The 25,811-nt window shown below is 59.4% G+C and carries 23 protein-coding genes; 13 read left to right on the top strand and 10 right to left on the bottom strand.

Features of this window, described 5'->3' with window-relative positions; translation table 11 throughout:
- Positions 1 to 542: 542 nt before the first annotated feature.
- Complete coding sequence (locus NB069_RS05325; RefSeq protein WP_250588239.1) at positions 543 to 1,256, bottom strand: GNAT family N-acetyltransferase; 714 nt, start codon at positions 1,254 to 1,256, stop codon at positions 543 to 545.
- Between the two features lie 207 nt (positions 1,257 to 1,463).
- Between NB069_RS05325 and NB069_RS05320 the strand changes: the two genes are divergently transcribed.
- From NB069_RS05320 to NB069_RS05300, 5 genes are all read left to right on the top strand, one after another.
- On the top strand, positions 1,464 to 3,032 hold the full coding sequence (locus NB069_RS05320) for an ABC transporter substrate-binding protein (RefSeq protein WP_250588232.1): 1,569 nt from the start codon (positions 1,464 to 1,466) through the stop codon (positions 3,030 to 3,032).
- A gap of 169 nt (positions 3,033 to 3,201) precedes the next feature.
- Entirely contained in the window at positions 3,202 to 4,224 is a 1,023-nt protein-coding gene (locus tag NB069_RS05315; RefSeq protein ID WP_250588231.1) for an ABC transporter permease, read from the top strand.
- Complete coding sequence (locus NB069_RS05310; RefSeq protein ID WP_250588229.1) at positions 4,224 to 5,057, top strand: ABC transporter permease; 834 nt, start codon at positions 4,224 to 4,226, stop codon at positions 5,055 to 5,057. Before NB069_RS05315 ends, NB069_RS05310 begins: the two co-directional genes overlap by 1 nt.
- Positions 5,050 to 5,886, top strand: coding sequence for an ABC transporter ATP-binding protein (locus tag NB069_RS05305; protein WP_250588227.1), 837 nt, complete (start codon positions 5,050 to 5,052; stop codon positions 5,884 to 5,886). Before NB069_RS05310 ends, NB069_RS05305 begins: the two co-directional genes overlap by 8 nt.
- Positions 5,873 to 6,577 carry an ABC transporter ATP-binding protein gene (locus NB069_RS05300; RefSeq protein ID WP_250588226.1) on the top strand — a complete coding sequence of 235 codons (705 nt, stop codon included), beginning with the start codon at positions 5,873 to 5,875 and terminating at the stop codon, positions 6,575 to 6,577. Before NB069_RS05305 ends, NB069_RS05300 begins: the two co-directional genes overlap by 14 nt.
- 96 nt (positions 6,578 to 6,673) lie before the next feature.
- Here the strand turns inward: NB069_RS05300 and NB069_RS05295 are convergent, their stop codons facing one another.
- Together NB069_RS05295 and NB069_RS05290 are read right to left on the bottom strand one after the other, a co-directional pair.
- Positions 6,674 to 7,162 carry a cold-shock protein gene (locus NB069_RS05295; protein WP_250588224.1) on the bottom strand — a complete coding sequence of 163 codons (489 nt, stop codon included), beginning with the start codon at positions 7,160 to 7,162 and terminating at the stop codon, positions 6,674 to 6,676.
- Between the two features lie 95 nt (positions 7,163 to 7,257).
- Positions 7,258 to 7,503 carry a YmjA family protein gene (locus NB069_RS05290; RefSeq protein WP_250588222.1) on the bottom strand — a complete coding sequence of 82 codons (246 nt, stop codon included), beginning with the start codon at positions 7,501 to 7,503 and terminating at the stop codon, positions 7,258 to 7,260.
- Positions 7,504 to 7,789: 286 nt separating this feature from the next.
- On the opposite strand from NB069_RS05290, the gene NB069_RS05285 reads away from it, so the two are divergent.
- Genes NB069_RS05285 through NB069_RS05275 form a run of 3 tightly spaced genes read left to right on the top strand, consistent with a single transcriptional unit; the run spans position 7,790 to position 9,694 of the window.
- A complete protein-coding gene (locus NB069_RS05285) occupies positions 7,790 to 8,101 on the top strand; it encodes a type II toxin-antitoxin system HigB family toxin (protein ID WP_250588221.1) in 312 nt (103 codons plus the stop codon).
- A complete protein-coding gene (locus NB069_RS05280) occupies positions 8,098 to 8,517 on the top strand; it encodes a helix-turn-helix domain-containing protein (RefSeq protein WP_250588219.1) in 420 nt (139 codons plus the stop codon). Before NB069_RS05285 ends, NB069_RS05280 begins: the two co-directional genes overlap by 4 nt.
- A 55-nt stretch (positions 8,518 to 8,572) precedes the next feature.
- Positions 8,573 to 9,694, top strand: a complete 1,122-nt coding sequence (locus NB069_RS05275; protein ID WP_250588217.1) for a YbdK family carboxylate-amine ligase — start codon at positions 8,573 to 8,575, stop codon at positions 9,692 to 9,694.
- Here the strand turns inward: NB069_RS05275 and NB069_RS05270 are convergent.
- From NB069_RS05270 to NB069_RS05260, 3 genes are all read right to left on the bottom strand, one after another.
- On the bottom strand, positions 9,645 to 12,779 hold the full coding sequence (locus NB069_RS05270) for an efflux RND transporter permease subunit (RefSeq protein ID WP_250588212.1): 3,135 nt from the start codon (positions 12,777 to 12,779) through the stop codon (positions 9,645 to 9,647). The two genes, NB069_RS05275 and NB069_RS05270, sit on opposite strands and share 50 nt — an antisense overlap.
- 9 nt (positions 12,780 to 12,788) lie before the next feature.
- Entirely contained in the window at positions 12,789 to 13,853 is a 1,065-nt protein-coding gene (locus NB069_RS05265) for an efflux RND transporter periplasmic adaptor subunit (protein ID WP_250588210.1), read from the bottom strand.
- Between the two features lie 165 nt (positions 13,854 to 14,018).
- Positions 14,019 to 16,727 (bottom strand): cation-transporting P-type ATPase, encoded by a 2,709-nt coding sequence (locus tag NB069_RS05260; protein WP_434543619.1) that lies wholly within the window; start codon positions 16,725 to 16,727, stop codon positions 14,019 to 14,021.
- Positions 16,728 to 17,219: 492 nt separating this feature from the next.
- On the opposite strand from NB069_RS05260, the gene NB069_RS05255 reads away from it, so the two are divergent.
- Positions 17,220 to 17,468, top strand: coding sequence for a DUF1158 domain-containing protein (locus NB069_RS05255; protein ID WP_250588206.1), 249 nt, complete (start codon positions 17,220 to 17,222; stop codon positions 17,466 to 17,468).
- Here the strand turns inward: NB069_RS05255 and NB069_RS05250 are convergent.
- On the bottom strand, positions 17,454 to 19,022 hold the full coding sequence (locus NB069_RS05250) for an alpha/beta hydrolase-fold protein (protein WP_250588204.1): 1,569 nt from the start codon (positions 19,020 to 19,022) through the stop codon (positions 17,454 to 17,456). The two genes, NB069_RS05255 and NB069_RS05250, sit on opposite strands and share 15 nt — an antisense overlap.
- A gap of 123 nt (positions 19,023 to 19,145) precedes the next feature.
- Here NB069_RS05250 and NB069_RS05245 point away from each other — a divergent pair, with 123 nt between their 5' ends.
- Positions 19,146 to 21,290: a TonB-dependent siderophore receptor gene (locus tag NB069_RS05245; protein WP_250589454.1), complete on the top strand. Its 2,145-nt coding sequence runs from the start codon at positions 19,146 to 19,148 to the stop codon at positions 21,288 to 21,290.
- Positions 21,291 to 21,409: 119 nt separating this feature from the next.
- Here the strand turns inward: NB069_RS05245 and NB069_RS05240 are convergent, their stop codons facing one another.
- Together NB069_RS05240 and NB069_RS05235 are read right to left on the bottom strand one after the other, a co-directional pair.
- Entirely contained in the window at positions 21,410 to 21,751 is a 342-nt protein-coding gene (locus NB069_RS05240) for a RamA family antibiotic efflux transcriptional regulator (protein ID WP_250589453.1), read from the bottom strand.
- A 32-nt stretch (positions 21,752 to 21,783) separates the two neighbouring features.
- Positions 21,784 to 22,887 carry an MBL fold metallo-hydrolase gene (locus NB069_RS05235; RefSeq protein ID WP_250588200.1) on the bottom strand — a complete coding sequence of 368 codons (1,104 nt, stop codon included), beginning with the start codon at positions 22,885 to 22,887 and terminating at the stop codon, positions 21,784 to 21,786.
- 190 nt (positions 22,888 to 23,077) lie between these two features.
- Between NB069_RS05235 and NB069_RS05230 the strand changes: the two genes are divergently transcribed.
- The 3 genes from NB069_RS05230 to nfsB all read left to right on the top strand — a co-directional run bounded on the left by NB069_RS05230 (position 23,078) and on the right by nfsB (position 24,759).
- The gene (locus NB069_RS05230) at positions 23,078 to 23,668 is read left to right on the top strand and encodes a TetR/AcrR family transcriptional regulator (RefSeq protein ID WP_250588198.1); all 591 of its coding nucleotides are present in this window, start codon (positions 23,078 to 23,080) and stop codon (positions 23,666 to 23,668) included.
- Positions 23,658 to 24,029: an MmcQ/YjbR family DNA-binding protein gene (locus NB069_RS05225; RefSeq protein WP_250588197.1), complete on the top strand. Its 372-nt coding sequence runs from the start codon at positions 23,658 to 23,660 to the stop codon at positions 24,027 to 24,029. Before NB069_RS05230 ends, NB069_RS05225 begins: the two co-directional genes overlap by 11 nt.
- A gap of 76 nt (positions 24,030 to 24,105) precedes the next feature.
- On the top strand, positions 24,106 to 24,759 hold the full coding sequence (gene nfsB, locus NB069_RS05220; RefSeq protein ID WP_250588195.1) for an oxygen-insensitive NAD(P)H nitroreductase: 654 nt from the start codon (positions 24,106 to 24,108) through the stop codon (positions 24,757 to 24,759).
- A 92-nt stretch (positions 24,760 to 24,851) separates the two neighbouring features.
- On the opposite strand, the gene NB069_RS05215 is transcribed toward nfsB, so the two are convergent.
- Entirely contained in the window at positions 24,852 to 25,718 is an 867-nt protein-coding gene (locus NB069_RS05215) for a helix-turn-helix transcriptional regulator (protein WP_250588193.1), read from the bottom strand.
- Positions 25,719 to 25,811 lie beyond the last annotated feature (93 nt).

Raw genomic sequence — 25,811 nt, 5'->3', positions numbered from 1 at the left:
ATTTCATGTCATGAAATATGAAAGTCTGCCTTAAGTATGTCAACATTCTGAACAAGAGGAGATTATGTTGAAGGAATGTAAAATCATAAAGACACATGAGTCATATACTTTTCAGTCGAAAGTGATGGTCATGACTTATGACGAACAGCATTAAAATAAATAATCATGTTTATAGTTAGTCTTTACTGGAAAGTCTTCAATGTTCGACGCGGGAAGGTGATGTGACAGGCTAGTTGAAATTTCCAGCTATACCAGAGCATTAGGTAACCTGACGGAGCCTGTGTAAAAAAGAGAGTGCAGGCCAGTGGTACAGATAACAAGCTTTATGTACTGCGATGTGTCGGGCAGTTCTGCGCAGTAAAAACGCGTAAATATTTAAGACTGACAGTAACAATTTTTTAAAAACAGCTATCCAGTGACATAATCAAGACAATTAATTAAGTCATTAAAGTTTGACATTAGTCAAATGAAGACCAGCCAGAAACGAGGAGCGCGCCAGACTGCGTTAATGCCGCAGGGGTTCTCCTGCGGCCTGCTAATTATTATGCCGTTTCCGTGCGCACGCGGAATGCCTCAAGCCGCCTGCGTTGCCGCCCGTCGCTGTCGAAATTATCCGCGGCCAGCCAGCCGCGCAGGGCCGCGTCACGTTCCGGCCATTCGCTGTCGATGATGGACAGCATATCGCTGTCGCGGTTCCGGCCTTTGCGCACCAGCTTCTGGCGCAGCCGCCCTTCCCAGGTAAAACCCAGCCGCTCAGCGGCCCGGCGAGAGGCAATGTTCATCGAATCGCACTTCCACTCCAGGCGACGGTAGCCCCGCTCAAAGCCATATTTCAGCAGCAGCCAGACAGCCTCTGTGCCGAGCGGGCTGTTTTTCATCTTGCGCGACCAGGTGACATGCCCTATCTCCACCGAGCCCAGCTGTTGTTCGATAGCCATATAGCAGACCAGCCCGACGGCCCGCTCGCTGCGGGCGTCGATCACCGCGAACGGCACCAGCCCCACATCCTGCACTTTGCCCTCAACCCACTGCGCGGTCTCCTCTACGCTTGCAGGCTGATTGCTGGCAAGCCAGGTCCAGTCGCTGTCGTCGCCCAGCGCATAGGCCTCGAACAGATCGTCCGAATGCTTCTGCGCATCCAGCGGCTCAAGGCGACAAAAACGCCCTTCCAGCACCCCACGCTCTAATACGCTGGCCCCCTGCCAGCCGGGAACAGGATCGTTAACCGTCTGTCCCCATTCATTGATTTCCGGCACGTCACTACCCCTTTTTGTTAACAGTTTGTTATTTCACAATACAGGATCGCCTGCATAACAGTACCGCTGAGTGGGCTAATAACTATAAATAATTCGTTATGCGCTTCGGGAATAAGCTAAGCAGAATTAAGACTTTCCTAAATCCGGCTCGGCCCCCTAACGTAACGGAGCATAAAACAATCAAAAACAAGATGTTCAGGGATCGCTATGACTAAAAAACTGCTGCCATTACTGGTGCTGGCTGCGCTGTCCGCTGCCGCGCACGCCGCTACGCCCCCGAATACGCTGGTTGTCGCTCAGGGTCTGGATGACATCGTGAGCCTCGATCCGGCAGAAGCCAACGAGCTGTCCAGTATCCAGACCGTACCGAGCCTCTATCAGCGTCTGGTGCAGCCGGACCGCGATAATCCGGAAAAAATCACCCCCATCCTGGCCGAAAGCTGGGAAGCGGATGCCGCAGCAAAAACCCTGACCATCAAGCTGAAACCTGACGCGAAGTTTGCTTCCGGTAACCCGCTGCGCCCGGAAGATGTCATTTTTTCGTATACCCGTGCTGTCACCCTGAACAAGTCCCCGGCCTTTATTCTTAACGTGCTGGGCTGGGAGCCGGGCAATATCGCCAGCCAGTTGAAAAAGGTGGATGACCACACCCTGCAACTGCACTGGACGGCGGACGTCAGCCCGGCCGTGGCGCTGAATATCCTCTCCACGCCGATTGCCTCGATTGTGGATGAGAAGCTGGTGGCCGCCAACGTGAAGGGCGACGATCGGGGCAACGCGTGGCTGAAAATGCACTCGGCAGGCAGCGGCGCATACAAAATGCGCGTCTACCAGCCGCATCAGGCCATCGTGCTGGAAGCCAACGACAGCGCCCCTGGCGGCGCGCCGAAGCTGAAAAACATCATTATCAAAAACGTGCCGGATCCCGCTTCCCGCCGCCTGCTGATCGAGCAGGGTGATGCCGATGTCGCCCGGGATCTCGGCGCGGACCAGATCAGCGCCCTCAACGGCAAGCCCGGTATCAAGGTGCTGAGCATCCCCTCTGCGGAGCAGAACTATCTGGTGTTTAACGCGGGCAACAGCGCCAATCCGCTGCTGAATAACCCTGCCTTCTGGGAAGCGTCACGCTGGCTGGTGGACTACGAGGGCATCACCAAAGATCTGCTCAAAGGCCAGTACTTTGTCCACCAGAGCTTCCTGCCGGTGGGCCTGCCGGGGGCGCTTGAGAACAACCCGTTCAAATTTGACCCGGCCAAAGCGAAAGAGATTTTAGCCAAAGCCGGCATCAAGGATGCTCACTTCACGCTGGACGTGGAGAACAAGCCGCCGTTTATCACCATCGCCCAGTCGATGCAGGCGAGCTTTGCCCAGGGCGGCGTGAAGGTCGACCTGCTGCCCGCAGCCGGCAGCCAGGTGTATGCCCGCGTGCGTGCCAAACAGCACCAGGCCGCTATTCGCCTGTGGATCCCGGACTACTTCGACGCTCACTCCAACGCCAGCGCCTTCGCGTGGAATGACGGCAAATCCAGCACCGTGGCCGGGCTTAACGGCTGGCAGATCCCGGAGCTTAACAAAGCCACGCTGGCGGCGGTTGCCGAGCCGGACCCGGCCAAACGTCTCGACCTGTATAAGCAGATGCAGGAACAGCTGCAGCAGAACTCCCCGTACGTGTTTGTCGATCAGGGCAAAACCCAGATTGTGGTGCGCGACAACGTGAAGGGTTATCAGCAGGGGCTGAACGCGGATATGGTCTGGTACGACAAAGTCACGAAGTAATTTGTAGACCGCACCTGCGGCCGTTGCCCGGTGGCGCTACGCTTACCGGGCCCAGGTTCCCAGGTGTTGTAGGCCGGGTAAGGCGTAGCCGCCACCCGGCATCAGGCCGCACATAACGATTTTCAGGCCGGGTAAGGCGAAGCTCCTATCCGGCAATAAGAGATTTACCATGCCACATCTTTCCACCCACGCGGCGCGCGTTTTACAGGGCCTGCTGACCCTGTTCCTCACGCTGCTCGGGCTTTTGCTCGTCACCTTTGCGCTCTCCGCGCTCTCCCCGGTCGATCGCGTTTTGCAGATCGTCGGCGATCACGCCAGCCAGTCCACCTACGATCAGGTTCGCCACCAGCTCGGCCTGGATCAGCCCCTGCCGGTGCAGTTCTGGCACTATCTGGTTAACCTTGTTCAGGGCGATCTGGGTACCGCCAGCGCCACCGGGCAGCCGGTGCTGCAGGATCTGCTCCACGCCTTCCCGGCAACCCTTGAGCTGGCCACGCTGGCGTTGATCCTCGGCGCCGTGCTGGGGGTGACTGCCGGGGTGCTGTGCGCCCGCTATGCCGGGTCGCCGCTGGATATGATCATCCGAACCCTCACCCTGCTCGGCAACTCGGTGCCCATTTTCTGGCTCGGGCTGCTGATGCTGGCCCTGTTCTACGCGAAGCTGCAGTGGAGCGCCGGGCCCGGTCGGCTGGATGATATCTGGCAGTACACCGTCGAACCGCGCACGGGATTTGCGCTGATCGACACCTGGCTTTCGTGGGATATGGCGGCATTTAAAAACGCCATCAGCCATCTGGTGCTGCCGGTGCTGCTGCTGGCCTACTACTCCCTGGCCAGCATCACCCGCCTCACCCGCTCGGCGTGCCTGAGCGAGATGAACAAAGAGTACATTCTGCTGGCCCGGGCCAAAGGCGCCGGGGAGATGACCATCCTGCTGCGCCACGTGCTGCCCAACATTCGCAGCACGCTGTTCACCGTCATTGCGCTGGCCTACACCAGCATGCTGGAGGGGGCAGTATTAACCGAAACGGTCTTCTCGTGGCCGGGGATTGGCCGCTACCTCACCACCGCCCTGTTCGCCGGAGACACCACCGCCATCATGGGCGGCACGCTGCTCATCGGCGTCTGTTTCGTGCTGATCAATAACCTCACCGACCTGCTGGTACGGTTCACTGACCCAAGGGTGCGCTGATGCCGTTTTATCTCTTTTTACGCCGTCTGCGCCGCTCGCCTGCGGCGTTTTGCGGGCTGGTCATCATTACCCTGTTGGTGCTGGTGGCGCTGTTTGCCCCGTGGCTGGCCCCGCTGGATCCGAACTGGCAGGACGCCGCTGCCCGCCTGCAGCCGCCCAATGCGCAGCACTGGCTCGGCACCGACAGCTACGGGCGGGACCTGCTCTCGCGGCTTATCTACGGCAGCCGTCCGGCGCTGGGGCTGGTGGCGCTGGTGACGGCGATCACCCTCCCTGCGGGCCTGCTGGTGGGGATTTTGTCCGGTTACTACGGCGGCTGGCTGGAGCGGGTATTAATGCGCTTTACCGACGTGGTGATGTCGATGCCGCGCCTGATCCTCGCCTTTGCCTTTGTCGCCATGCTCGGGCCGGGGCTGGTTAACGGTGCCCTGGCGCTGGCGCTAACCACCTGGCCGGCGTATGCCCGTCAGGCGCGCAGCGAAATCCAGCGCCTGCGTCACAGCGACTACCTCGCCGCCGCCGAGATGATGGGCATTCGCGGGATCCGCCTGCTGCTGGGACACATTTTGCCCCTGTGCCTGCCGTCGGCCATCGTGCGTCTGGCCCTCGATCTGGCGGGGATTATTCTGGCCGCCGCTGGTCTCGGCTTCCTCGGCCTTGGCGCACGACCGCCCATGGCGGAATGGGGAGCGATGATCGCCGACGGCATGCAGGTGATATTCGATCAGTGGTGGATAGCCGCCATTCCGGGCGGGGCGATCCTGATTGCCAGCCTGGCCTTCAACCTGCTGGGCGACGGCCTGCGCGATGTGCTGGAGCCACAACATGACTGAACAACGCATTATTGTCGACGCCCTGAACGTGGATTACCCCACCGCGCGGGTGGTCAACAACCTGAGCTTTACGCTGGGCAATGAACGCCTGGCGCTGGTGGGGGAGTCGGGTTCCGGCAAATCGATGACCGCCCGCTCGCTGATGGGGCTGGTGCGCAAGCCGGGGGTGGTCAGCGCCCAGCGGCTCAACGTGCTGGGTCACGATCTGACTGGCCTGTCGCCCCGCGGCTGGCGGCAGCTGCGCGGTAACGGGATCGCGATGATTCTCCAGGATCCGCGCTACGCCCTGAATCCGGTGAAAAACGTGCTGGCCCAGCTGGACGAAGCGTTAACCCTCCACCAGTCGCTGCCGCGCAGAGAGAGAGTGGACCGCATCCGGGCGCTGGTTAACGCCGTGGGCCTGACCGACGCGGTGCTTAGCCGTTACCCGGGAGAGCTCTCTGGGGGCATGGGCCAGCGGGTGATGATCGCCATTGCGCTGATCAACAACCCGCGGGTACTGATTGCCGATGAACCAACCTCGGCGCTGGACGCCCGCCTGCGCAACCAGATCCTCGAGCTGCTGGTGGAGCAGTGCGAACAGCGCCAGATGGCGATGCTGCTGATCAGCCACGATTTACCCCTGGTGGCCGAACATTGCGACCGCGTGCTGGTGATGTATCAGGGTGAGAAAGTGGATGAGATGGCGGCCAGCCAGCTGCCTCAGGCCACGCATCCCTATACCCGGACGCTGTGGACCTGCCGACCCAATGCGAGCACGTTCGGGCAGATGCTGCCGACGCTCGACCGCACTCAGCCCTGGAAGGAGGCGACAGATGGCACTCGTTAATGTGGATCGGCTGCAGGTGACGTTTGGCGAAAAAACCGCGGTCTCCGCCGCCAGCTTTACGATTGAGAGAGGCGAAACCTTCAGCCTGATTGGCGAATCGGGCTGCGGGAAATCGACCATCCTGCGGGTGCTGGCCGGGCTACAGCGCCAGTGGCGCGGCAACGTTCAGGTGCTGGGCGACAGGCTCCAGCCCGGCGCGCGTTTTACCGGATCGCTGCGCCGCAACGTGCAGATGGTGTTTCAGGATCCCTGGGCCTCGCTGCATCCGAACCATACTATTTCGCGCACGTTAGCAGAGCCGCTCAGGATCCACGGTGAAACGCAGATCTCTCAAAAAGTGGACGATGCCCTGCAGCAGGTGGGGCTCTCTGCCGATGCGGGTAAACGCTATCCCCACCAGCTCAGCGGCGGGCAGCGCCAGCGCGTGGCGATTGCCCGGGCGCTGCTGTTGCGTCCGCAGCTTCTGCTGCTGGATGAGCCCACCTCGGCGCTGGATATGTCGGTGCAGGCGGAGATCCTGAATTTGCTCAACCGGCTGAAACAGCAGCACGGGATGACCTATCTGCTGGTGAGTCATGATGCCGATGTGATTGCCCATATGTCAGACCGGGCGGCGTTTATGGCGGGGGGTGTGATCCAACGGTTCTTTGACCGACAGGCGTTGAACGCGGATGAACATCGAATGAAATAGTCGAGTTGCCCGGCGGCGCGGCGCTTGCACGGGCCTACAAGCTAAAGGTTGTGTAGGCCGGGTAAGCGTCAGCGCCACCCGGCAGAGCAATGCAGATTACTTCAGGTTCTTAAGCATTTTCACCGTCGCGTCCAGGTCAATCTCATCTTCCGAGAAGATGTAGGTTTTGCCCTGGAAGGTGGTGATGGCCAGTTTTCTCACCGTGCGCATCTCGCCTGCTTTCGCCGTTGATTTCGGCGCGATATTGCCCATCAGGCTCTTCACCGACAGCACGCCGTTCTCTTTATCAATCCGGGTTTCAGCAGGCTCTTCTTCGCTGTAGACCAGGTAAGACTTGATGGAGGTGATTTTATGGCGCTCACCGTCGAGGAAGATGTACTTGCTCTCCGGGATCACCTTCACCGCATAAGCCGACAACCCCTTGTTGTTGGTGGTGGGTTCAAAGGTCACCGCGGCATCTTTCTTAATCAGATCGGGATTGGCGACCTTAATCACATGAAAATAGCGGTTATCGCCGTTTTCATCTTTGATAAATCCAAAGCCCTTATCTGCAAACCAGGTTGTGATTGTTCCGTTCATCGCCATCGTTGTTACCGCCTAATTAATCGTTACTCACGCATTTTTTGCCGCGCGCAGTGTAAAGCACAACGCCTGCGCAGACCATGTCTTTCACGCAGAAACTACTCATTGCCCCACTGGTTGAGGAAATTAGCAATATCATCAATACGCTGGGTGCTGATACCGGCTTCCACCGCCATCTCGGTCTGCGCCGCTTCGCTGATCTCTTCGTTATTCATCAGGCGGGTGATCAGCAGCTGGAAATAGAGCGCCAGGGAATCACGCTCTGACTCGTTAACCGGCTCGGCGGCTTCCGTCGTGTACTCATCCACGATGTCATAAAATTTAATCGGTACGTCGTTGCTCATATCTGCTCCTCAGGGTGTCGGTTGCTGCCTGATAATAGCATTCTCACGACGTTTTGCCTTCCTGAAGGGAGCGATGTGGCCTGTCGTCAGGGATTTCCGGAATGCGCCACGCAGATTAAAAAGTTACCTGTGCCCGACGCTTTGATTCATTTCTTGCCCGCCATAAAGTATGGCCCGTTCTCCTGACACGTTGACTTTATGGGCCAGTCTGAAAATGGAAGTTTCCATATTGTCAACTTACTATCCACTTCATAGAATGTTTCCAGGATGGAAACAAGGGGCAAGGATGCATGTCGTATCAAGAGCACCATTTGATATCGCTACCAGACGATTTCCCAATCAGGCGCTAGCCCTGCAGGACCTTTACCGGGTTTTGAAGAAGGAAATTTATCCGTCACCCGATCTGATGCGAAAGCGATTCCCCAGCCTGGACAGAATGAAATACCGTGAAAAATGGTGGGTCATAGATGTAGGTGGCGGGCACTTGCGCGTGATCTTTTTTGCTGATTTTGAGCGGGGAAGGATTTTTATCAAACATATCAGTACCCATGCAGAGTATGACAAGCTGACGGACGTCTACCGGAGAACTAAAGAATGAATTACGCACAAGCTATCAAAGCAGCCAACGATCTGGCAAACGTCCTGCCTTTTCTGGGAGCGCGTCCGTCTCGCAAAGACTACGAGGATGCGTTGGCGTTGGTGGAATATCTGATCGAGCATCAGCCCGATAGCCCGCTGATTGATATGCTGACCGCCAGAATCGATAAATACGAGCATGAATCGCCAGAGTTTGCCGGGTTTAACGGCCGTATTGCCAGTACGCCTTCCGGCGTTGCGTTGCTACGCACACTGATGGATCAGTATCACCTGACGCAGAGCGATCTGGAGAACGAGATTGGTAAGAAGTCGCTGGTCAGCCGGATCCTGAAAGGAGAACGCACGTTAACGCTGGACCATATGCGGGCGCTGGCGAAGCGTTTTGATTTGCCGGTAAGTGCGTTTGTGGGGAACTGAAGGAGAACCTCCCCCGTTGTCTATACTCAACCTGTAACAGACAACGGAGTGCGCTATGCCTTTACCCGACTTCAAATCCTCTGAACCCTACACCCTTGGCATCGAACTGGAACTGCAGGTGGTTAACCCGCCGGGCAACGATCTGAGTCAGGACTCCTCCGCGCTTATCGCCGCCGTCAAAGACGACATCAAAGGCGGGGAAGTGAAGCACGATATCACCGAAAGCATGCTCGAGATCGCCACCGGCGTGTGCCAGAACATCGACCAGGCGGCAGCGCAGTTTTCCGCCATGCAGCAGAGCATTCTGCGGGCCGCGGCGGAGCAACACATCCAGATTTGCGGCGGCGGTACGCATCCGTTCCAGAAGTGGCAGCGTCAGGAGGTGTGCGAGGACGAGCGCTATAACGCCACGCTGGAGCGCTTTGGCTATCTGATTTTACAGGCCACGGTGTTTGGTCAGCACGTGCACGTCGGCTGTCGCACCGGGGATGACGCCATCTACCTGCTGCACGGGCTGTCGCGCTTTGTGCCGCACTTTATCGCCCTGGCGGCCACCTCGCCCTATATGCAGGGCACCGACACCAAATTCTCCTCGTCGCGGCTCAATATCTTCTCCGGGTTCCCGGATAACGGCCTGATGCCGTGGGTCAACAGCTGGCAGGAGTTCGAAGGGCTGTTTCGTCGCCTGAGTTCCACCAGCATGATCGACAGCATTAAGGATCTGCACTGGGATATTCGTCCGAGCCCCCATTTCGGCACCGTAGAGGTGCGGGTGATGGATACCCCGCTCACCCTCGCCCATGCCATCAATATTGCCGGGCTGATCCAGGCCATTTCCCACTGGCTGCTGACCACCCGGCCCTATAAGCATCAGGAGCGGGATTTTTTACTCTATCGCTTCAACCGTTTTCAGGCCTGCCGCTACGGGCTGGAGGGGATCCTGACCGACGTCCACACCGGCGAGCAAAAAACCATTGCCGAGGATCTCGCCTGGCTGCTGGAGCGCGTCGCGCCGTCGGCGGAAAAACTGGGCGCCAGCAGCGCTATCCAGGAAATTGCCCTGCGGTTAAAGCAGGGCAAGAGCGAGGCGCAGCTTATGCGGGACTTTATCGCCGACGGCGGCTCGCTTATTTCTCTGGTGCAGAAACACTGCGATCTGTGGGCGACGAGTCCGTAAGGCGGTGCCCCCACTCGCGCAGACGCTGGAACAGCACAAACAGCGCCGGGATAAAGACAATCCCCACCAGGGTGGCCACCAGCATACCGCTGAACACCGTGGTGCCGATGATACGGCGGCTCTGGGCGCCCGCCCCGGTCGCCAGCATCATCGGTAACACGCCGATAATGAACGACACGGCGGTCATCATCACCGCCCGGAAACGGCGCGAGGCCGCTTCCCGGGCGGCATCGACAATCGCCATCCCCGCATTGCGCCGCGCGCGGGCAAACTCCACGATCAGAATCGCGTTTTTGGCGGCGAGGGCTATCAGCAGCACCAGGCCAATCTGCACGTAAACGTCATTGGCGTAGCCAGCTACCCAGAGCCACACCAGCGCCCCGCCGATGGCGAACAGCACCGAGAGCATCACGCTTGCCGGCAGCGTCCAGCTTTCGTACTGGGCGACGAGGAACAGCCACGCCATCACCACCGCCGCCAGCACAATCCAGACTGCCTGATTCCCGGTCTGCTGCTCCTGATACGACATACCGCTCCAGGCGTAGTCGTACCCGGCGGGCAGGTGCTCCGCCAGAAGCTGCCCCATCGCCGCCATCGCCGTACTGCTGCTGACCCCGGCTGCCGCGGAGCCGCTCACGGAGACGGACGGGAACTGGTTGTACTGCTGCAGGAACGGCGCGCCGACGGTGGGCGTGATGGTGACGAGGTTGCTCAGGCGCACCCGCTCGCCGTTGTTGCTGCGCACGAACAGCTCGCTAATCTGCTCCGCACGCTCGCGCCACTGCATCTCGTTTTGCATCACCACATGGTAGACGCGGTTGTTGATGCTGAAATCCCCGGCGCGGGTGCCGCCAAAGGCGGTCTGCAGGCTGGTGAAGATCCGCGAGACCGGCACGTCGAGACGCGCGGCCCGCTCACGGTCGACGGTGAGCGTCAGCTGTGGCACGTTGCTGCTCCAGGTGGTGAAGACCCGGTTCAGCTGCGGATGCTGGTTGGCGGTGATTAACACGTTACGCGTTACGCGCTCCAGCTCCGCCGGACTCTGCCCCGCCTGGGCCTGAATGCGCAGGTCGAAGCCGGAGGCGTTGCCCAGCCCCGGCAGCGTCGGCGGCGCGAAGGTCATGATGGTGGCTTCCGGCAGTGCCAGCAGCTGGCGCTGCAACGTCCCCATCACCTCATCCAGCGCCGGGCGCTCGCGCCAGTCTTTCAGCATCACCGAGATAAAGCCGCCGTTGGAGGCGCTGGTGCCGTTGAGAATGTTAAATCCGGAGACCTGAATCACGTCTTCGACTGCCGGATTTTTCGCGATCAGCTCCCGGGCGGTTTTCATCACCGCTTCGGTGCGCTCCAGCGAGGCCGCTTCCGGCAGCTGGACGCTGGCGAAGAAGTAGCCCTGATCCTCCTGGGGCAGGAAGCCCTTTGGCATCGACATAAAGCTGAACACCACCACCGCCGCCGCCCCCGCGGTGGCCAGCAGCGCCAGCCACGGGCGCAGGTTAAACAGGCTGACGACGCGGGTATAAAGGTGGCGGATGGCGTCCAGCCCGCGGTTAAAGCCGCGGAAAATTGCCGCCGGGCGCGCAGGACGCGGGCGCAGCAGCAGGGCGCACAGGGCGGGCGTCAGGGTCAGCGCCACCAGGCTTGAGAGGGTAACCGCCGTCGAGAGCGTCACCGCGAACTGGCGGTACAGCTCGCCGACGATCCCCGGCAGCAGCGCCACCGGCACAAACACCGCCAGCAGCACCAGGGTGGTGGCGATCACCGGCCCGGCAATCTGGCGCAGCGCCTGGGCGGTGGCCGCCGTGCGGCTCTGCCCTTCCGCCATCAGGGTTTCGACGCTCTCCACCACCACGATGGCGTCATCCACCACCATGGTCAGGGCCAGAATAAGGGCAAACAGGCTCAGGGTATTGGCGGAGTACCCCAGGGTATAGAGCACCGCGAACGTGCCCAGCAGCGACACCGGAATGGCGAGGGCGACGATCAGCGTGGCGCGCCAGCTCTGCAGGAACAGGGAGACCACCACCACGACCGCCAGCAGGGTCAGCGCCAGCGAGACGCCAGTCTCCTTGATGGTCGCCGCAACAAAGGTGGTGGTGTCGAACTTCACCTCATATTTCAGATCGGCCGGGAAGCGTGTCGAAAGGCGCTCCAGCTCCGCGCGCACCGCGTCGGCCACCCGCAGGGCATTGGCGGACGGCGTCGGGTAGATCCCCAGATAAGCCGAGTCATGACCGTTAAGCTGAGCGCCGGAGCTGTAGCTGCGCGAGCCGAGTTCGAGGGTGGCGACATCTTTCAGGCGCACCAGCTGGCCCATCTCGCCTGCACGAAGGATGATCCCGGCGAAGTCTTCAGCCTGATTTAAGCGTCCCAGCCCGTTGATGGTCAGGGTCTGCTGCTGGCCGTTAAAGACCGGCGGCGTGCCCACCTGCCCCGCCGCCCCTTGCACATTCTGCTCGCGCAGTGCCTGGGCGACGTCGTCGGTGGTGACGTTGAGAGCGTTCATGCGATCCGGTCGCAGCCAGATGCGCATGCTGTAGTCCCGCGCGCCAAACATCTGTACCTGCCCGACCCCCGGTAAACGCGCCAGCGCCTCGCGTACCTGGGTGCTGGCGTAGTTGCTGACGAACAGCGGCGTGTGGGTGTTGTTAGGTGAGTAAAGACTTACCCCCATCATCAGGTTGGTGGCACGCTTGCGCACCTGCACGCCGTTTTGCTGGGCTTCGGTGGGCAACTGCGCCACGGCCTGGGCCACGCGATTCTGCACGTCGATGGCGGCGAGGTCCGGGTCGGTGCCTGCCGCAAACGTGATGTTCAGGCTGTAGCTGCCTTCGTCGGAGCTGGTGGACTCCATGTAAAGCATGTGATCCACGCCGTTGAGCTGGGTCTCCAGCGGCGTGGCGATGGCCTCCGCCACGTCGGCCGAGCCGGCCCCCGGCCATGAGGCTGACACATTCACAACCGGCGGGGTGATCTGCGGGTACTGCTCCACCGGAATAATCTTCAGGGCGATCGCCCCCAGCAGCGCTACCCCCAGCGCAATGACCATCGCGAAGCGCGGGCGTTTGATGAAAAACGTCAGCATGATGGCTCCTTAATTCAGTATCTGGACGGCAGCGCCCGGCTGCACGCGCTGCGCGCCGTCAGCGATGGCTCGCTCCCCGGCCTGCACACCGGAGGCAATCTGAAACTGCTGGCCGATCTGCCCGGCAATGTGAAGGGGGCGTTGTTCGGCTTTGCCCTCGGCGTTAACCACCCAGGCGAAGTAGCCGTCGCTGTTTTGCTGGACCGCCGCGGCAGGCAGGGTCAGCACCGGCTGCTCGCTTGCCGGACGCAGATACACATTCAGGTTACCGCCGGGCAGCAGCTGATGGCGCGGGTTGGCGAACTCGGCGCGCAGCATCACGCTGGCGGTGCGCGGGTCGATGCGGTTATCCACCGAGGTCAGTTCCCCGGCCACGCGCTGGCCGTTACTGTCGATCAGCGCCTGCCACGCCTGCTTCATGGCGTGGATATCCGCATGCTGTCCGGCCCTGGTGGCAAACGCCCCCTCTTCCAGCGCGAAGGCGATGCGGATGGGATCGAGCTGCACCACTTCCGCCAGCACGCCGCTGGCCGGATTCACCAGGCTACCCACGTGGAACGGGCTGTGCCCCACGCGGCCATCGATGGGGGAGATGATGCGGGTGTAAGTCAGGGTCAGGTTGCGGGCCTCGAGCCGGGCTCGGGCCTGCTCCAGCGCGGCGCTGGCCACATCGCGCTGCATGCGGGCGTTGTCCACGTCGTGGCGGCTGATGGCGTTGTTGCTGCCCAGGCTTTCGAAGCGTGAAAGCTGCTGCTGCGCCTGACGCAGCGTGGCTTCCGCGCTTTTCACCTCGGCCTGCGCCAGGCGCACGGCGGCACGCGGCTCGGCATCGTCCAGCTCAAACAGCACATCGCCTTTTTTCACGTACTGCCCGTCACGAAAGTGGGTGCGGGTGATGACGCCTTCCGTGCGGGCCCGCAGTTCGACGGTGTGGATGGCTTCGATACGGCCCGGGATGTGACGCTCTGCCGCGTGGGCGGTCTGCTCCACGGTGGCAACGCGCACGGGAATGGGGGCGGCAAAGGCGGAATTCAGGGTACAGACGAGGAGCGCGAACAGGAGTGGATATTTCATGGGGAGTATCTCGGTGTTTATCCCCTCACCCCGGCCCTCTCCCCAAAGGGGCGAGGGAGAAAACCGGGCGCCCCCCTCTCTCCTGTTGGCGAGGGAGAGTACCGGGCGGTCCCCTCTCCCCTTTGGGGAGAGGGTCAGGGTGAGGGGTAAGGTTTTAAGTTTTTGTTATGCAGCCTTACGGAACCTGCGGGTCAGGCGTTTCTCGATCTCAACGACGAAGAACATCGCGCCCGCGGTCGCCAGGGTTACGCCCCAGTAGCGCAGCGGCAGGGCTTCGGTGCCGAACAGCATCTGCATAAACGGCAGGTAGATAATCGCCAGCTGCAGCAGAAGCAGCACGCCCGTCACCAGCCAGATCCCTTTGTTCGCCAGCAGGCCGCGGTTCAGGGAGAAGCCCTCGGTGTTGCGGCAGTTAATCATGTAGACCCACTGGGCGCAGACCAGCATCTGCAGCAGCACGGTACGGATAAACTCGGCGCTGTGGCCGCGCGGGGCCAGCCAGGCTTCCAGCGCAAAGGCGGCGACGGCGATCAGGGTGCCGACGAAGGCCACGCGCCAGACGGCATACGCGTCCATCACGTGCTGCCCGGTCTGACGCGGTGGGCGACGCATGATATTGCGCTCGGCGGCTTCAAACGCCAGACCGAAGGAGAGCGTGGCGGAGGTCGCCATGTTCATCCACAAAATCAGCACCGGCGTCAGGGGAATGATGTTCCCCGCCAGCAGGGCAATCACAATCAGCAGACCCTGCGCGAGGTTGGTCGGCATGATGAACAGAATGGTCTTCTTCAGGTTGTCGTAGACGCGACGCCCCTCTTTCACCGCGCTGGCGATGGTGGCGAAGTTGTCGTCCGTCAGCACCATGTCGGCGGCCTCTTTGGTCACTTCGGTGCCCTTGATGCCCATCGCGATCCCGACGTCCGCCTGGCGCAGCGCCGGGGCATCGTTCACGCCGTCACCGGTCATGCCGACAATTTCACCTTTCTCCTGCAGGGCTTTCACCAGGCGCAGCTTATGCTCCGGGCTGGTGCGGGCGAAGATGTCATACTCCACCGCCGCTTTTGCCAGCTCGGCATCATCCATGTGCTCCAGCTGATAGCCGGTCACCGCCTGGGCGCTGTTGGCGATCCCCAGCATCTGGCCGATGCTCATCGCCGTCTGCGGGTGATCCCCGGTGATCATCTTCACGCGGATCCCCGCCTGCTGGCAGGCGTGAATGGCGTCGATGGCCTCCGGACGCGGCGGATCCATCATCCCGGCGATGCCGAGGAAGATCAGGCCGTGGCTGAGGTCGTCATGGGTTAACGTCTGCTCACCGTTCGCCGGTTTGAAGGCTGCCGCCACCATCCGCAGCCCCTGGCGGGCATAGCGCTCCATCTCGGCTTCCCAGTAGCTGCGGTTAAAGGCTTCGGCACCGCTGCGGGTCTGCTGCTGTGCACAGAGGGCGAAAATCACGTCCGGCGCGCCGGTAATCAAAATCTGCTCCTCACTGCCAATCTGGTAGTGAGTGCTCATGTATTTGTACTGCGAGTCGAACGGGATCTTGTTGATAAGCGTGGTCATGATCGGCGCAAGGTGGGCCTTGGCCGCCAGCACCTTCAGGGCGCCTTCGGTTGGCCCGCCGGTGATGCCCCACAGGCCGCGCTCGTCCTGAATCATCTGGCTGTCGTTACACAGGTCGACGGTGCGCAGATACTGCTCCAGCACGGTACCCGGCTGGATCTGCACCGGCTCGTCGCTGCCCTCCAGACAGATGTTGCCTTCCGGGGCGTAGCTGTCGCCCTCCACGCGGTAGCAGCTGTCGGCGGTGATGATCGCCTTAACGGTCATCTCGTTCATGGTCAGGGTGCCGGTTTTATCCGAGCACACCACGGTCATCGCCCCCAGGGTTTCGACGGTGGGCAGTTTACGAATGATGGCGCGCTTACGGGCCATCGCCTGCACGCCCAGAGAGAGGATGATGGAGATAATGGCAGGCAGCCCTTCCGGCACCGCCGCCACCGCCAGGCTGATCAAGGAGAGCAGCAGTTCGCCGATGGGCATGTCGCGCAGCAAAAGGCTAAAGACGAACAGCGCGGCCATCATCGCCATGATGATCCCGAAGATGGCCTTGCCGAGCTTGTCCATCTGCACCAGCAGCGGCGTGCGGTGTTTTTCGATCTCGGCCATCATCTGGTTAATGTGGCCCAGTTCGGTCTCCTGGCCAGTGGCAATCACCACCCCGACGCCACCGCCTGCGCTCACCGTCGTACCGGAGAAAACCAGATTGGTGCGATCGCCGAGCGGTAATTCCCCGTTCAGCGGCTGGGTGTGTTTATCCACGACCGTGGATTCGCCGGTCAGAATTGCCTCTTCCACGCGTAAATTATGCGCCTCAATTAAGCGCATATCTGCCGGAATACGATCTCCGGCGCGCAGGACAATAATATCCCCGGGGACTATTTCAGTTGTGGGTATTGTTTCATGATTTCCGTCACGAATAACCCGCGCATCGCTGGCGAGCATATTCCGGATACTGCTCAGTGATTTTTCGGCGTTACTTTCCTGAATATGACCAATTAAGGCATTAATGACCGCCACGCCCAGAATAACCAGGGTATCGACCCAGTGACCCATAATTGCGGTTAACACCGCAGCGGCCAGCAGGACATAAATTAAGACATCATTAAAATGGGCCAGAAAACGCAACCAGGCCGGACGGGCTTTTTTCTCCGGCAGGGCATTAGGGCCATGCTGCTGCAGGCGCGCCTGCGCCTCAGCACGGCTTAAACCCGCAGCGGTGCTCTGCCGGGCGGCGAGCGTCTGGTCTACCGTCTGCTGGTAGGCCAGGTTCGGCGTGGTGCCCGGCGTGGGCGGCGTCTGGGTATGATGCATTTTGGTCATATATCAGCTCCTTCAGTTTGCGGTGAGCAAAAGCCTGAATTCCATTTCTGCTTTTATAAATGAGTCGACAATAATGGGTTGTCACGGGAATTAATTTAACGCACTATTATTGCTACCGACGGCATTAAACAGATAACGTTTCATTTCAATAGGGCGATTTTTACAAATTATTTCTAAACCGATATTAAACGAGAGGGAAGCATGTTTGGTATTTACCGGGGACGACGTCTGGCGTTATATATTTTCGTTGCCATTGTTATTGCGACGTTAATTGGAATCAGCACCTATACCTTTGTAAAATTACTCGCGGGAGGATGACAGTAATTTACATTAATGGAGATTAATAGCGTTAATTATCTCCTGGCAGGCATCATTCATTGAATTAGCGGCGGATTATTTATCATCCGCGCCTCTGACGGTTGATATTGCTTTACGAAGGCCTATCCGTGACAATGTTATTTTTAACTGATGATTAACATTATTATGAAGCACCCGTTAGAATCGCTGTTAACGGCAGGCGGCATCTTACTGATGGCCTTTCTCTCCGTTTTGCTGTTGCCTGCTCCGTCGCTTGGGCTGGTGGTGGCGCAAAAGCTGATGAGCACCTTCCATCTGATGGATCTCAACCAGCTTTACACCCTCCTCTTCTGCCTGTGGTTTTTGGTGCTCGGCGCCATTGAATTTTTTGTGCTGCGTTTCATCTGGCGCCGCTGGTTTTCACGGGCGTCGTAAGCCGGTAAAATCGCGCATGCCGTGGACCAGGGCTTCACACCAGGCCGCGTAGTCGTGGCCGCTGGACCACGGATGGAAGCTGACGCGGTAGCCTTTCTGCCGCAAGACCTGTTCAAAATCCAGGGTCGTGCGATAGATCCCCCCGCCAGGCCCGGTGGTTTCGAACTTCCCGGCCTGCAGCCAGAAGCGTACCGGATACTGTGGAGACTGCTGGTACTGACGCGTCAGCCAGCCCGGCTTCTCTCCTTTTGGCGCCCACCAGTACGAGCCGGACAGGCTCAGCACATTGCCAAACAGACGCGGATAGCGCAGCGCCACCCATGACGAGGCAATCCCGCCGTAGCTTGACCCCGCCAGCACGGTTTTCTGCCGCTGCAGGGCTACCCCCTGCCCGCGTAACCACGGCAGCAGTTCATGGGCCATAAAGTCGGCAAAATCCGCGTTCGGCGGCAGCTCTTTACTACGCCTGGCGTGATCGAGACTGTCGATAAACACCACGTTAACCGGCGGGAGATGGTGGCGGGCAATCAGGCCATCCAGCACGTTGGCGAAGTGGTAGTCGTCCTGATAGATCTGCCCGTCAAAGAGGATTAACGTCCAGCGTGCAGGTTGCGCGCTGCGCGGTTTGTAGATCATCACTTCGCGGGAATTACCCAGAATAGTGCTGGTCAGTCTCTGGCGGCTCAGCGAACCTTGTATCAGTGGCTTCGCCGTAGCCTGAACGGAACAATAGCGCGCCGGGGTGAGATCGAGCAGTGAATAGCGGTTCCAGCGATCCGTCTTCTGTTCACCAAAGGTATTCGGGTTTAGCGGATCGGCCTGGGCGCTGACGAGGATCGCGCGTCGCTGTTCTCGGGGAGAGCCGTCGATTGTCGGCACATCCGGGGCGAGCTTGTACTGCATCACCGTGTCGGCGGGCACGACGTAGCTGCGAAACCAGACGTCACTTTTCCCCAGGCGGAACAGCGGATCGTGATCCCCCGCCGGAGAACCGAGAATAAAGACGTTGCCGCGCGCGCCGCGCCACAGGAAGGTGACACGCTTGTGGCGCGCGTCTACCGGCTCCACCATCGGCGTTCCCTGCCGAATTTGCGCCTGCCAGAACGCATCGGTACTCCCACCGGCAGCAATCGTTTTAGCCAGCCCCTGTAGCGTGGGGCTTTCAGGCGACAGCATTTGCATACGCGGTAGCGCAGAGGTCTCTTTCATCCGCCACTGAAAACGCCAGGGCTTGCCTGCTTCGCCATGCAGCACCAGCGAGCTGTTCTGCTTTACCGGCAGGGCAAACAGCAGGGTGTGTTCACCGTCGGCAGGCCCGCTCTCGATCAGCGTGCGAAGACGGCGATTCTGGCTGTCCAGCAGACGGGCATCGGTTACACCGTTCAGCGTGGCCGAAACATAGTTTTCACCGAGCTCCGGCAGGCTAAAACAGACTTCACCGCTGGCATCAAACTTTCCCTGAACGTCTCCCTGCAGGGAGGACTGTTCGCACGTCGCCGCCACGGCGGGCAGTGCCCCGATCCCTAATAACAACCCACTCCATGCTCTCTTCATGACCGCGTATTCCCCGACGAAATTTGTTACCAACGCTAATGCAAATGGTAATAATTTGCAATATCATCTGAGCCGATTGACCGGTGTTTTTATGGCGATAGCAACCAAGGATGTAAAATAAAAATTTTTAAAAATAATAAGATAATGCAGGCATGGCTGCTGAGTCTGGCCACGGTTAGCGTGGCGGCTCAGGCAGAAAACAGAGAAGAAACCATTACGGTAACGCAGGGAACGAGTGAAGACCCCACTGCCCAGGTGACGGGAATTGTGGCAACCAAAACCCTCTCCTCCACCAAGACCAGCGCGGAGATCGTGAGGACACCGCAGTCGGTATCGGTGATCACCCGCGATCAGATGAACATGCAGGACGTAACGTCCGTATCGCAGGCGCTACGCTACTCGGCGGGCGTGTTTACCGAGTACCGCGGATCCTCTAACCGTAACGATGAAGTGTTTGTGCGTGGCTTTAGCTATGTGCCGAAATTCCTCGACGGCTTAAGTTTCGGTGCCACCGCCTCGTCACAGACAGGAACGATTGACCCCTGGTTGCTGGAGCGGGTGGAGCTGGTGCGTGGCCCGGCCTCGGTCCTGTTTGGCCAGGTCAATCCGGGTGGGTTGATCAGCATGATCAGCAAGCGCCCTACTGCTGAATCTATTCACAACGTTCAGTTCCGCACCGGCAATAACGATCTCGCGGAGGGGGCGTTTGATTTTGGTGGCAAGCTCAGCGATGACGGTCGCGTGCTCTATCGCGTGAACGGTATCGGCCGCACCCAGCATAATCAGGTGGAGGATTATAAAGAGACGCGCATGGCGATTGCGCCAGCGATCGCCTGGTACCCGAACGATCAGACCCGCTTTACGCTGTTGACCAGCTACCAGAAAGATCCCGATGCGGGATACCGCAACTTCCTGCCCGCGTACGGCACGGTAAAGAGCGTCGACGGTAAATACATCCCGCGCGATTTTAACGTCAGCGATCCGGACTACGACCAATCCTGGCGCGAGCAGACGATGATCGGCTATGAGCTGGAGCATCAGTTCGCTGATAACCTTACCTTCCGCCAGAACGCGCGTTACGCCACCATCAAGCAGAAGTATCGTTATCTGGTCTACGCCACCAGCGCCGCCAACAGTTCTCTGTTGACCCGCCGCGCCCAGCATGAAGAGCGCACCACCAATGAATTTGGCCTTGATAACCAGCTGGAGTATCTGGCGAATACCGGTGCCATCAGCCACACCCTGCTCGGCGGTTTCGACTATAAAACCAGCAAAGATAAACAGCTCCTGGCGCGCGGAAGCGGTTCGCAGTATGACCTCGACTGGCAAAATCCAGTTTACGGGGTGAATGTGGACGAAAGCAGCTTCAGGATTGCCACCGACGAGCAGCAAAATCTCGATCAGATGGGGCTGTATCTGCAGGACCAGATGAGCTGGCATAACTGGGAGTGGCTGGTCTCCGGGCGTTATGACTGGAGCGAAGTGCGCACCAACGACTTCACCGATAACAGCTTCACTCAGCAGAATGACAGTAAACTCACCTGGCGTACCGGTCTGCTGTACGCGTTCGACTTTGGTCTCTCGCCCTACGTCAGCTATAGCACCTCGTTTGAACCGAACCTGCAAACCAACCGGGCGCCGGGCGTGGGGCCGTTTAAACCGACCACCGGGGAGCAAACCGAAATCGGCCTGAAGTATCAGCCGGTCGATACCACCCTGATGACTCTGGCGCTGTACGATTTAACCCAGGATAACGTGGCGACCTACAACAGCGCCGAAGGCTGGTTCGAGAACGCAGGTAAGGTGCGCTCGAAGGGCGTTGAGGCGGAGATCCACTCCACGCTGATGGACAACATCAACCTTATTGGCGCTTACACTTACACGGATGCGAAAACCGAGAGCACAACGGTGGCGGGAACCGAAGGCAAAACGCCTGCGCGTATTCCGACGCATATGGCGTCGGCTTTCGCCAGCTACACCCTACCCGGCGGCGCGCTGAAAAGCCTGACCGCAGGCGTGGGCATGCGCTACATCGGCACCAGCTACGGCGACGCGAAGAACAGCTTCAAAGTGCCATCGGTCGATCTGTATGACGCTATGCTGAGCTACGATCTGGGGGAGATGAACAGGAGCCTGAAAGGGGCCAGCGTGCAGTTCAACGTCAACAACGTGGCGGATACGAAGTACGTTGCCTCATGCGCAAGCGATACGGCGTGCTTCTACGGCATTGGTCGTACGATGACGGCGACGGTGAATTACCGCTGGTAATGTGCCTGGCAAAAAATGCCGGGTGGCGGCTGCGCCTTACCCGGCCTACGTTTCCAGTCCAATTGTAGGCCCGGTAAGCGCAGCGGCACCGTGCCAAAAAAATGCCGGGTTCGTTGCGCTCAGTGCGCCCGGCTGTGGTTATCCTTGCGATACGCGCCGGGCGGCTGGTTGAAGGTGCGGGTGAAGACGCGGGTAAAGGTCTGCTGGGAGTCGAAGCCGTAGCGCAGGCAGATGTCGTACACCTTTTCATCTGACTCACGCAGATCCCGCGCCGCCAGCTTCAGCTTGCGTTCTCGAATATAGCGCCCCAGGCTTTCCCCTTTGTACTGCAAAAACAGCCGCTGCAGGTGCCATTTAGAGTAGCCCGCATGTCGGGCAATCTCATCAATACGCAACGGCTGATGAAGGTTGTCGTCAATCCATTCGACGATAGTGTCGATAACCTGAGCGGAAATAGTCACGTTGCTCTCCCCCTCTGCTCTTCGAGTTAACATTATTCCCACCACGCGCGAAATTGTTGCGTGGCATCATCCACCCGGACCGGCTCCCCGAGCTCCGGGGTCAGCAGGCGATATTTTTTATCCTTGCTGGCCTCTGCCAGTTTGATCAGCGGGTCGTTCCAGGTGTGTTTTGCCAGCACAAAGCGCCCGGAGTGGCCCGGTACGACCGCGCTGGCATTCAGATCCGCAGCCGCCTGCGCCGTTTCGGCAGGATGCATGTGAATGTACTTCCAGTCCTGGTCGTACTGACCGTTCTCCATGATCGCCAGATCGACGTTGCCAAACCGCTCCCCGATGGCGCTAAAGTGCGGGCCGTAGCCCGAGTCACCGCTGTAGAACACCTTTCTCTGCGGGGTGACGAACATAAAGCTGCCCCACAGGGTCTGGTTGCGCTTCAGCCCGCGGCCGGAGAAGTGGCGCGCCGGCAGGACATGCACGGTCAGGTCATCGCTGATACGCACCGACTGGTCCCAGTCCCGCTCCTCAACGATCGATGGCGCCATGCCCCAGTAACGCAGATGCGATCCCACCCCAAGCGGCGTGACCACCCGTTTCACTTTTGGCAGCAGCGCTTTGATGGTGGCGTAGTCGAGGTGATCGTAGTGATCGTGCGAAATAATCAGCAGATCGATGTCGGGCATCTCTTCCGCACTCCACGGATACTCCCCGGCAAAGGCTTTGTTGAGGAAGGAGAACGGCGCAGCGTAACTGCTGAACACCGGGTCGATCAGAATGCGTTTACCCGCCAGCTGCAGATACCACGAGGAGTGGCCGAGCCAGACCAGCGTCTCCTGATCCAGGGGTAGCTTTGCCAGATCGGTCTTCACCAGCGGCAGCGGCTGTGCCGGACGCGCGTTCTCACGCTTCGTTACCAGAAAATCCCACCACGCCGCCAGCATGTTCTTGTTGCCGGTAAAGCCGGGGGTCGGCAGGGTGTTATGGAACTGGCCGTCGCGATACTGCGGCGAGGCGGTAAACTCACTCAACTGCTCGCCCTGCGGCGGCTGGCCGAATCCGGCATTCAGTACGAACGGCAAGGTTGCCGCAGATGCAATAATCATCACCACCACCAGGCTAACAATAAAACGCTTTTTCATATCCCGACCCGATTTCGCGCCCCATCCACTGGCCTGCGCGGGCAAAACTTGATTATGAGTGAGTAAGCACTCATTATAGAAGTGATGTGAAAGTCGTCAAGACGATTTAAGATCTTTGACATTCCGCGTTGCAGGCCCCTAAAGAGCATGATTCAATCAGGGTTTTTGCACGTTACCTGGAGGAAATGCAGTGGCTCGTCCGAAAAGTGAAGATAAAAAACTGGCGTTGCTGGACGCGGCAACTACCGCTTTTGCCCAGTCAGGCATTGCGGCGTCTACCGCGTTAATCGCCCGCAGCGCGGGGGTGGCAGAAGGCACCCTGTTTCGCTATTTCGCTACCAAAGACGACCTGCTTAACGCCCTCTATCTGCACCTTAAACAGGATCTGTGCCAGACCATGCTGGCGAATATGGACAGGGCCCTCACCCAGCCGAAAGAGCATACCCGCAATATCTGGAACAGCTACGTTGACTGGGGGATCCGTAACCCGGTAGCCCACGGCGCTATCCGCCAGCTTGGGGTCAGCGAGAAAATCAACGCGGAAACCGAACAGGCGGTGCATGAGATGTTCCCGGAGCTGCACGAGCTGTGCCGTCGCTCGATTCGCCCGGTGTTTATGTCTGAAGCATTTCGTCTGTTTGGCGACGCGCTGTTCCTGTCGCTGGCGGAGACCACCATGGCTTTCGCTACCCGGGAACCGGCCCGCGCCGGTGAATTTAAGTCGCTGGGTTTTGAGGCCATGTGGCGCGCGCTGGCCGAAGAGGATTCCGATGGACAGTAAAACGCTCGCGGCCCATGCAAAGCAGGTGGCGCTGGATCTGCCCTTTACCGAGCACTGCTGGCCGTTTGGCCCGGAATACGACGTGTTTAAAGTGGGCGGCAAAATTTTTATGCTGATGGGCGTGGCGCACGGACGCCTGCACGTCAGCCTGAAGTCCGATCCGCAAAAATCGCTGCTTAACCAGCAGATCTACCGGGGGATCGAGCCCGGATATCATCTGAATAAAAAGCACTGGATCTCAGTGTACGGGGTGGACGATATCACCCCTGAACTGGTGGCCGACCTGGTTAAAGATTCATGGCATCTGGTGGTGGATAAGCTGCCGAAAAAAGAACAACGACGGCTGCGTCCGGGCGTTTAAAGGCCCGGAATGCCCTTATCTTTGCCCCTTTCCTCTTGTACCCTTTTCCCTTTTGCACTTAATACCAGGAGTCGTAATGGATATCATCTCTGTTGCCTTAAAGCGTCACTCAACGAAGGCCTTTGACCCGAGCAAAAAACTGACTGCCGACCAGGCGGAACAGATTAAAACGTTGCTGCAGTACAGCCCCTCCAGCACCAACTCGCAGCCGTGGCACTTTATTGTCGCCAGCACCGAGGAAGGTAAAGCCCGCGTGGCCAAATCCGCAGCCGGTGGCTTTGTGTTTAACGAACGCAAAATGCTGGATGCCTCTCACGTAGTGGTATTCTGCGCCAAAACCGCGATGGACGACGCCTGGCTGACCCGCGTGGTGGATCAGGAAGAGGCCGATGGCCGCTTCGCCACCCCGGAAGCGAAAGCCGCTAACCACAAGGGCCGCACCTTCTTCGCCGATCTGCACCGTGTCGATCTGAAAGATGACGACCAGTGGATGGCGAAACAGGTTTACCTGAACGTCGGCAACTTCCTGCTGGGCGTGGGCGCGATGGGCCTGGATGCGGTGCCGATTGAAGGCTTTGACGCCGCTGTCCTCGACGAAGAGTTCGGCCTGAAAGAGAAAGGCTTTACCAGCCTGGTGGTGGTGCCGGTTGGGCATCACAGCGTGGAAGATTTTAACGCCACGCTGCCGAAATCACGTCTGCCGCTGAGCACGATTGTGACTGAGTGCTAAAGCAAACGGGCCGCTCTCAGCGGCCCTTTACGTTTTAGCGATGACCAACCGACGATGCGGATGCACATCCCTATCGTATCCCCAGGCGAACGCTATTTTGCAGCCAGCCACGCCATCACCCTCTCCCCCGCCTCGTCCACCGGCAGATAGACCAGCAGTCGCGAGCCGTTGCGTGGGGCGGAGTACCAGTACATCTGCTGAAGATTAAAATCCCCCAGTTCAGGATGGGTGAACAGCTTGAGCTGGTTTTCCACGCCGCGCACGTCGTAGCGCTGATGCCACAGGGCTTTAAACTCTTCGGATACGGCAAAGAAGCGCGCCAGTTTCGCTTCCCACTGCGGATCGCCCCGGTGCTCGGCCATCGCCGCGCGAAAATAGGAGACAAAAATCGGCAGCACGTCGTCGCGTTTGCCCAGGCGAGCGCGCCAGGCGGGATGGGTGAGGAAGAGGTAGATACAGTTGCGGTCTTCCGGCGGGATGGTGTTGAAATCGACCCCCATCAGATGGCCAAAGCTGTCATTCCACGCCACGATATCGAAGTTGGGTTTCTGGATGCTGGCAGGTTTTGGCATCAGGGTATCCAGCAGACGGCGGGTGCCTTCGCTGATGCCCTCGCAGCAGACCGCCCCCTGCGGCGCTTCGCCCGGCGGCAACCCGGCCAGCAGGAACAGGTGGCGGGATTCGGTCGGTGTACACTGCAGCGCCTTTGCCACGGCAGCCATCACCGCGCTGGACGGATTCACGTCCCTGCCCTGCTCCAGCCAGGTGTACCAGGTCACGCCGACATCCGCCAGCAGTGCCACCTCCTCACGGCGCAGGCCCGGGGTGCGCCGTCGGCCGCTGCGCGGCAGGCCAAGCCGCTGGGGGTCCAGGCTTTCGCGTCGGGCGCGTAAAAACGCCCCGAGCTGTTTTCGGGTGTCATCCTGAAGCGTGGTGACCGGGTCAGACATTAGCGCCATATTGCCCCCTGCATGGTAGTGCCAGTACCAGTATAAGCAAGAACTGGTACCCGTTTATCAGATCGTCGATGCTACGACCATCTGCTGAATGAC

The sequence above is a fragment of the Leclercia adecarboxylata genome, assembly GCF_023639785.1.
In the GTDB taxonomy this organism is placed as follows: domain Bacteria; phylum Pseudomonadota; class Gammaproteobacteria; order Enterobacterales; family Enterobacteriaceae; genus Enterobacter; species Enterobacter adecarboxylatus_D.
This window is presented reverse-complemented; position numbering and strand designations above follow the sequence as displayed.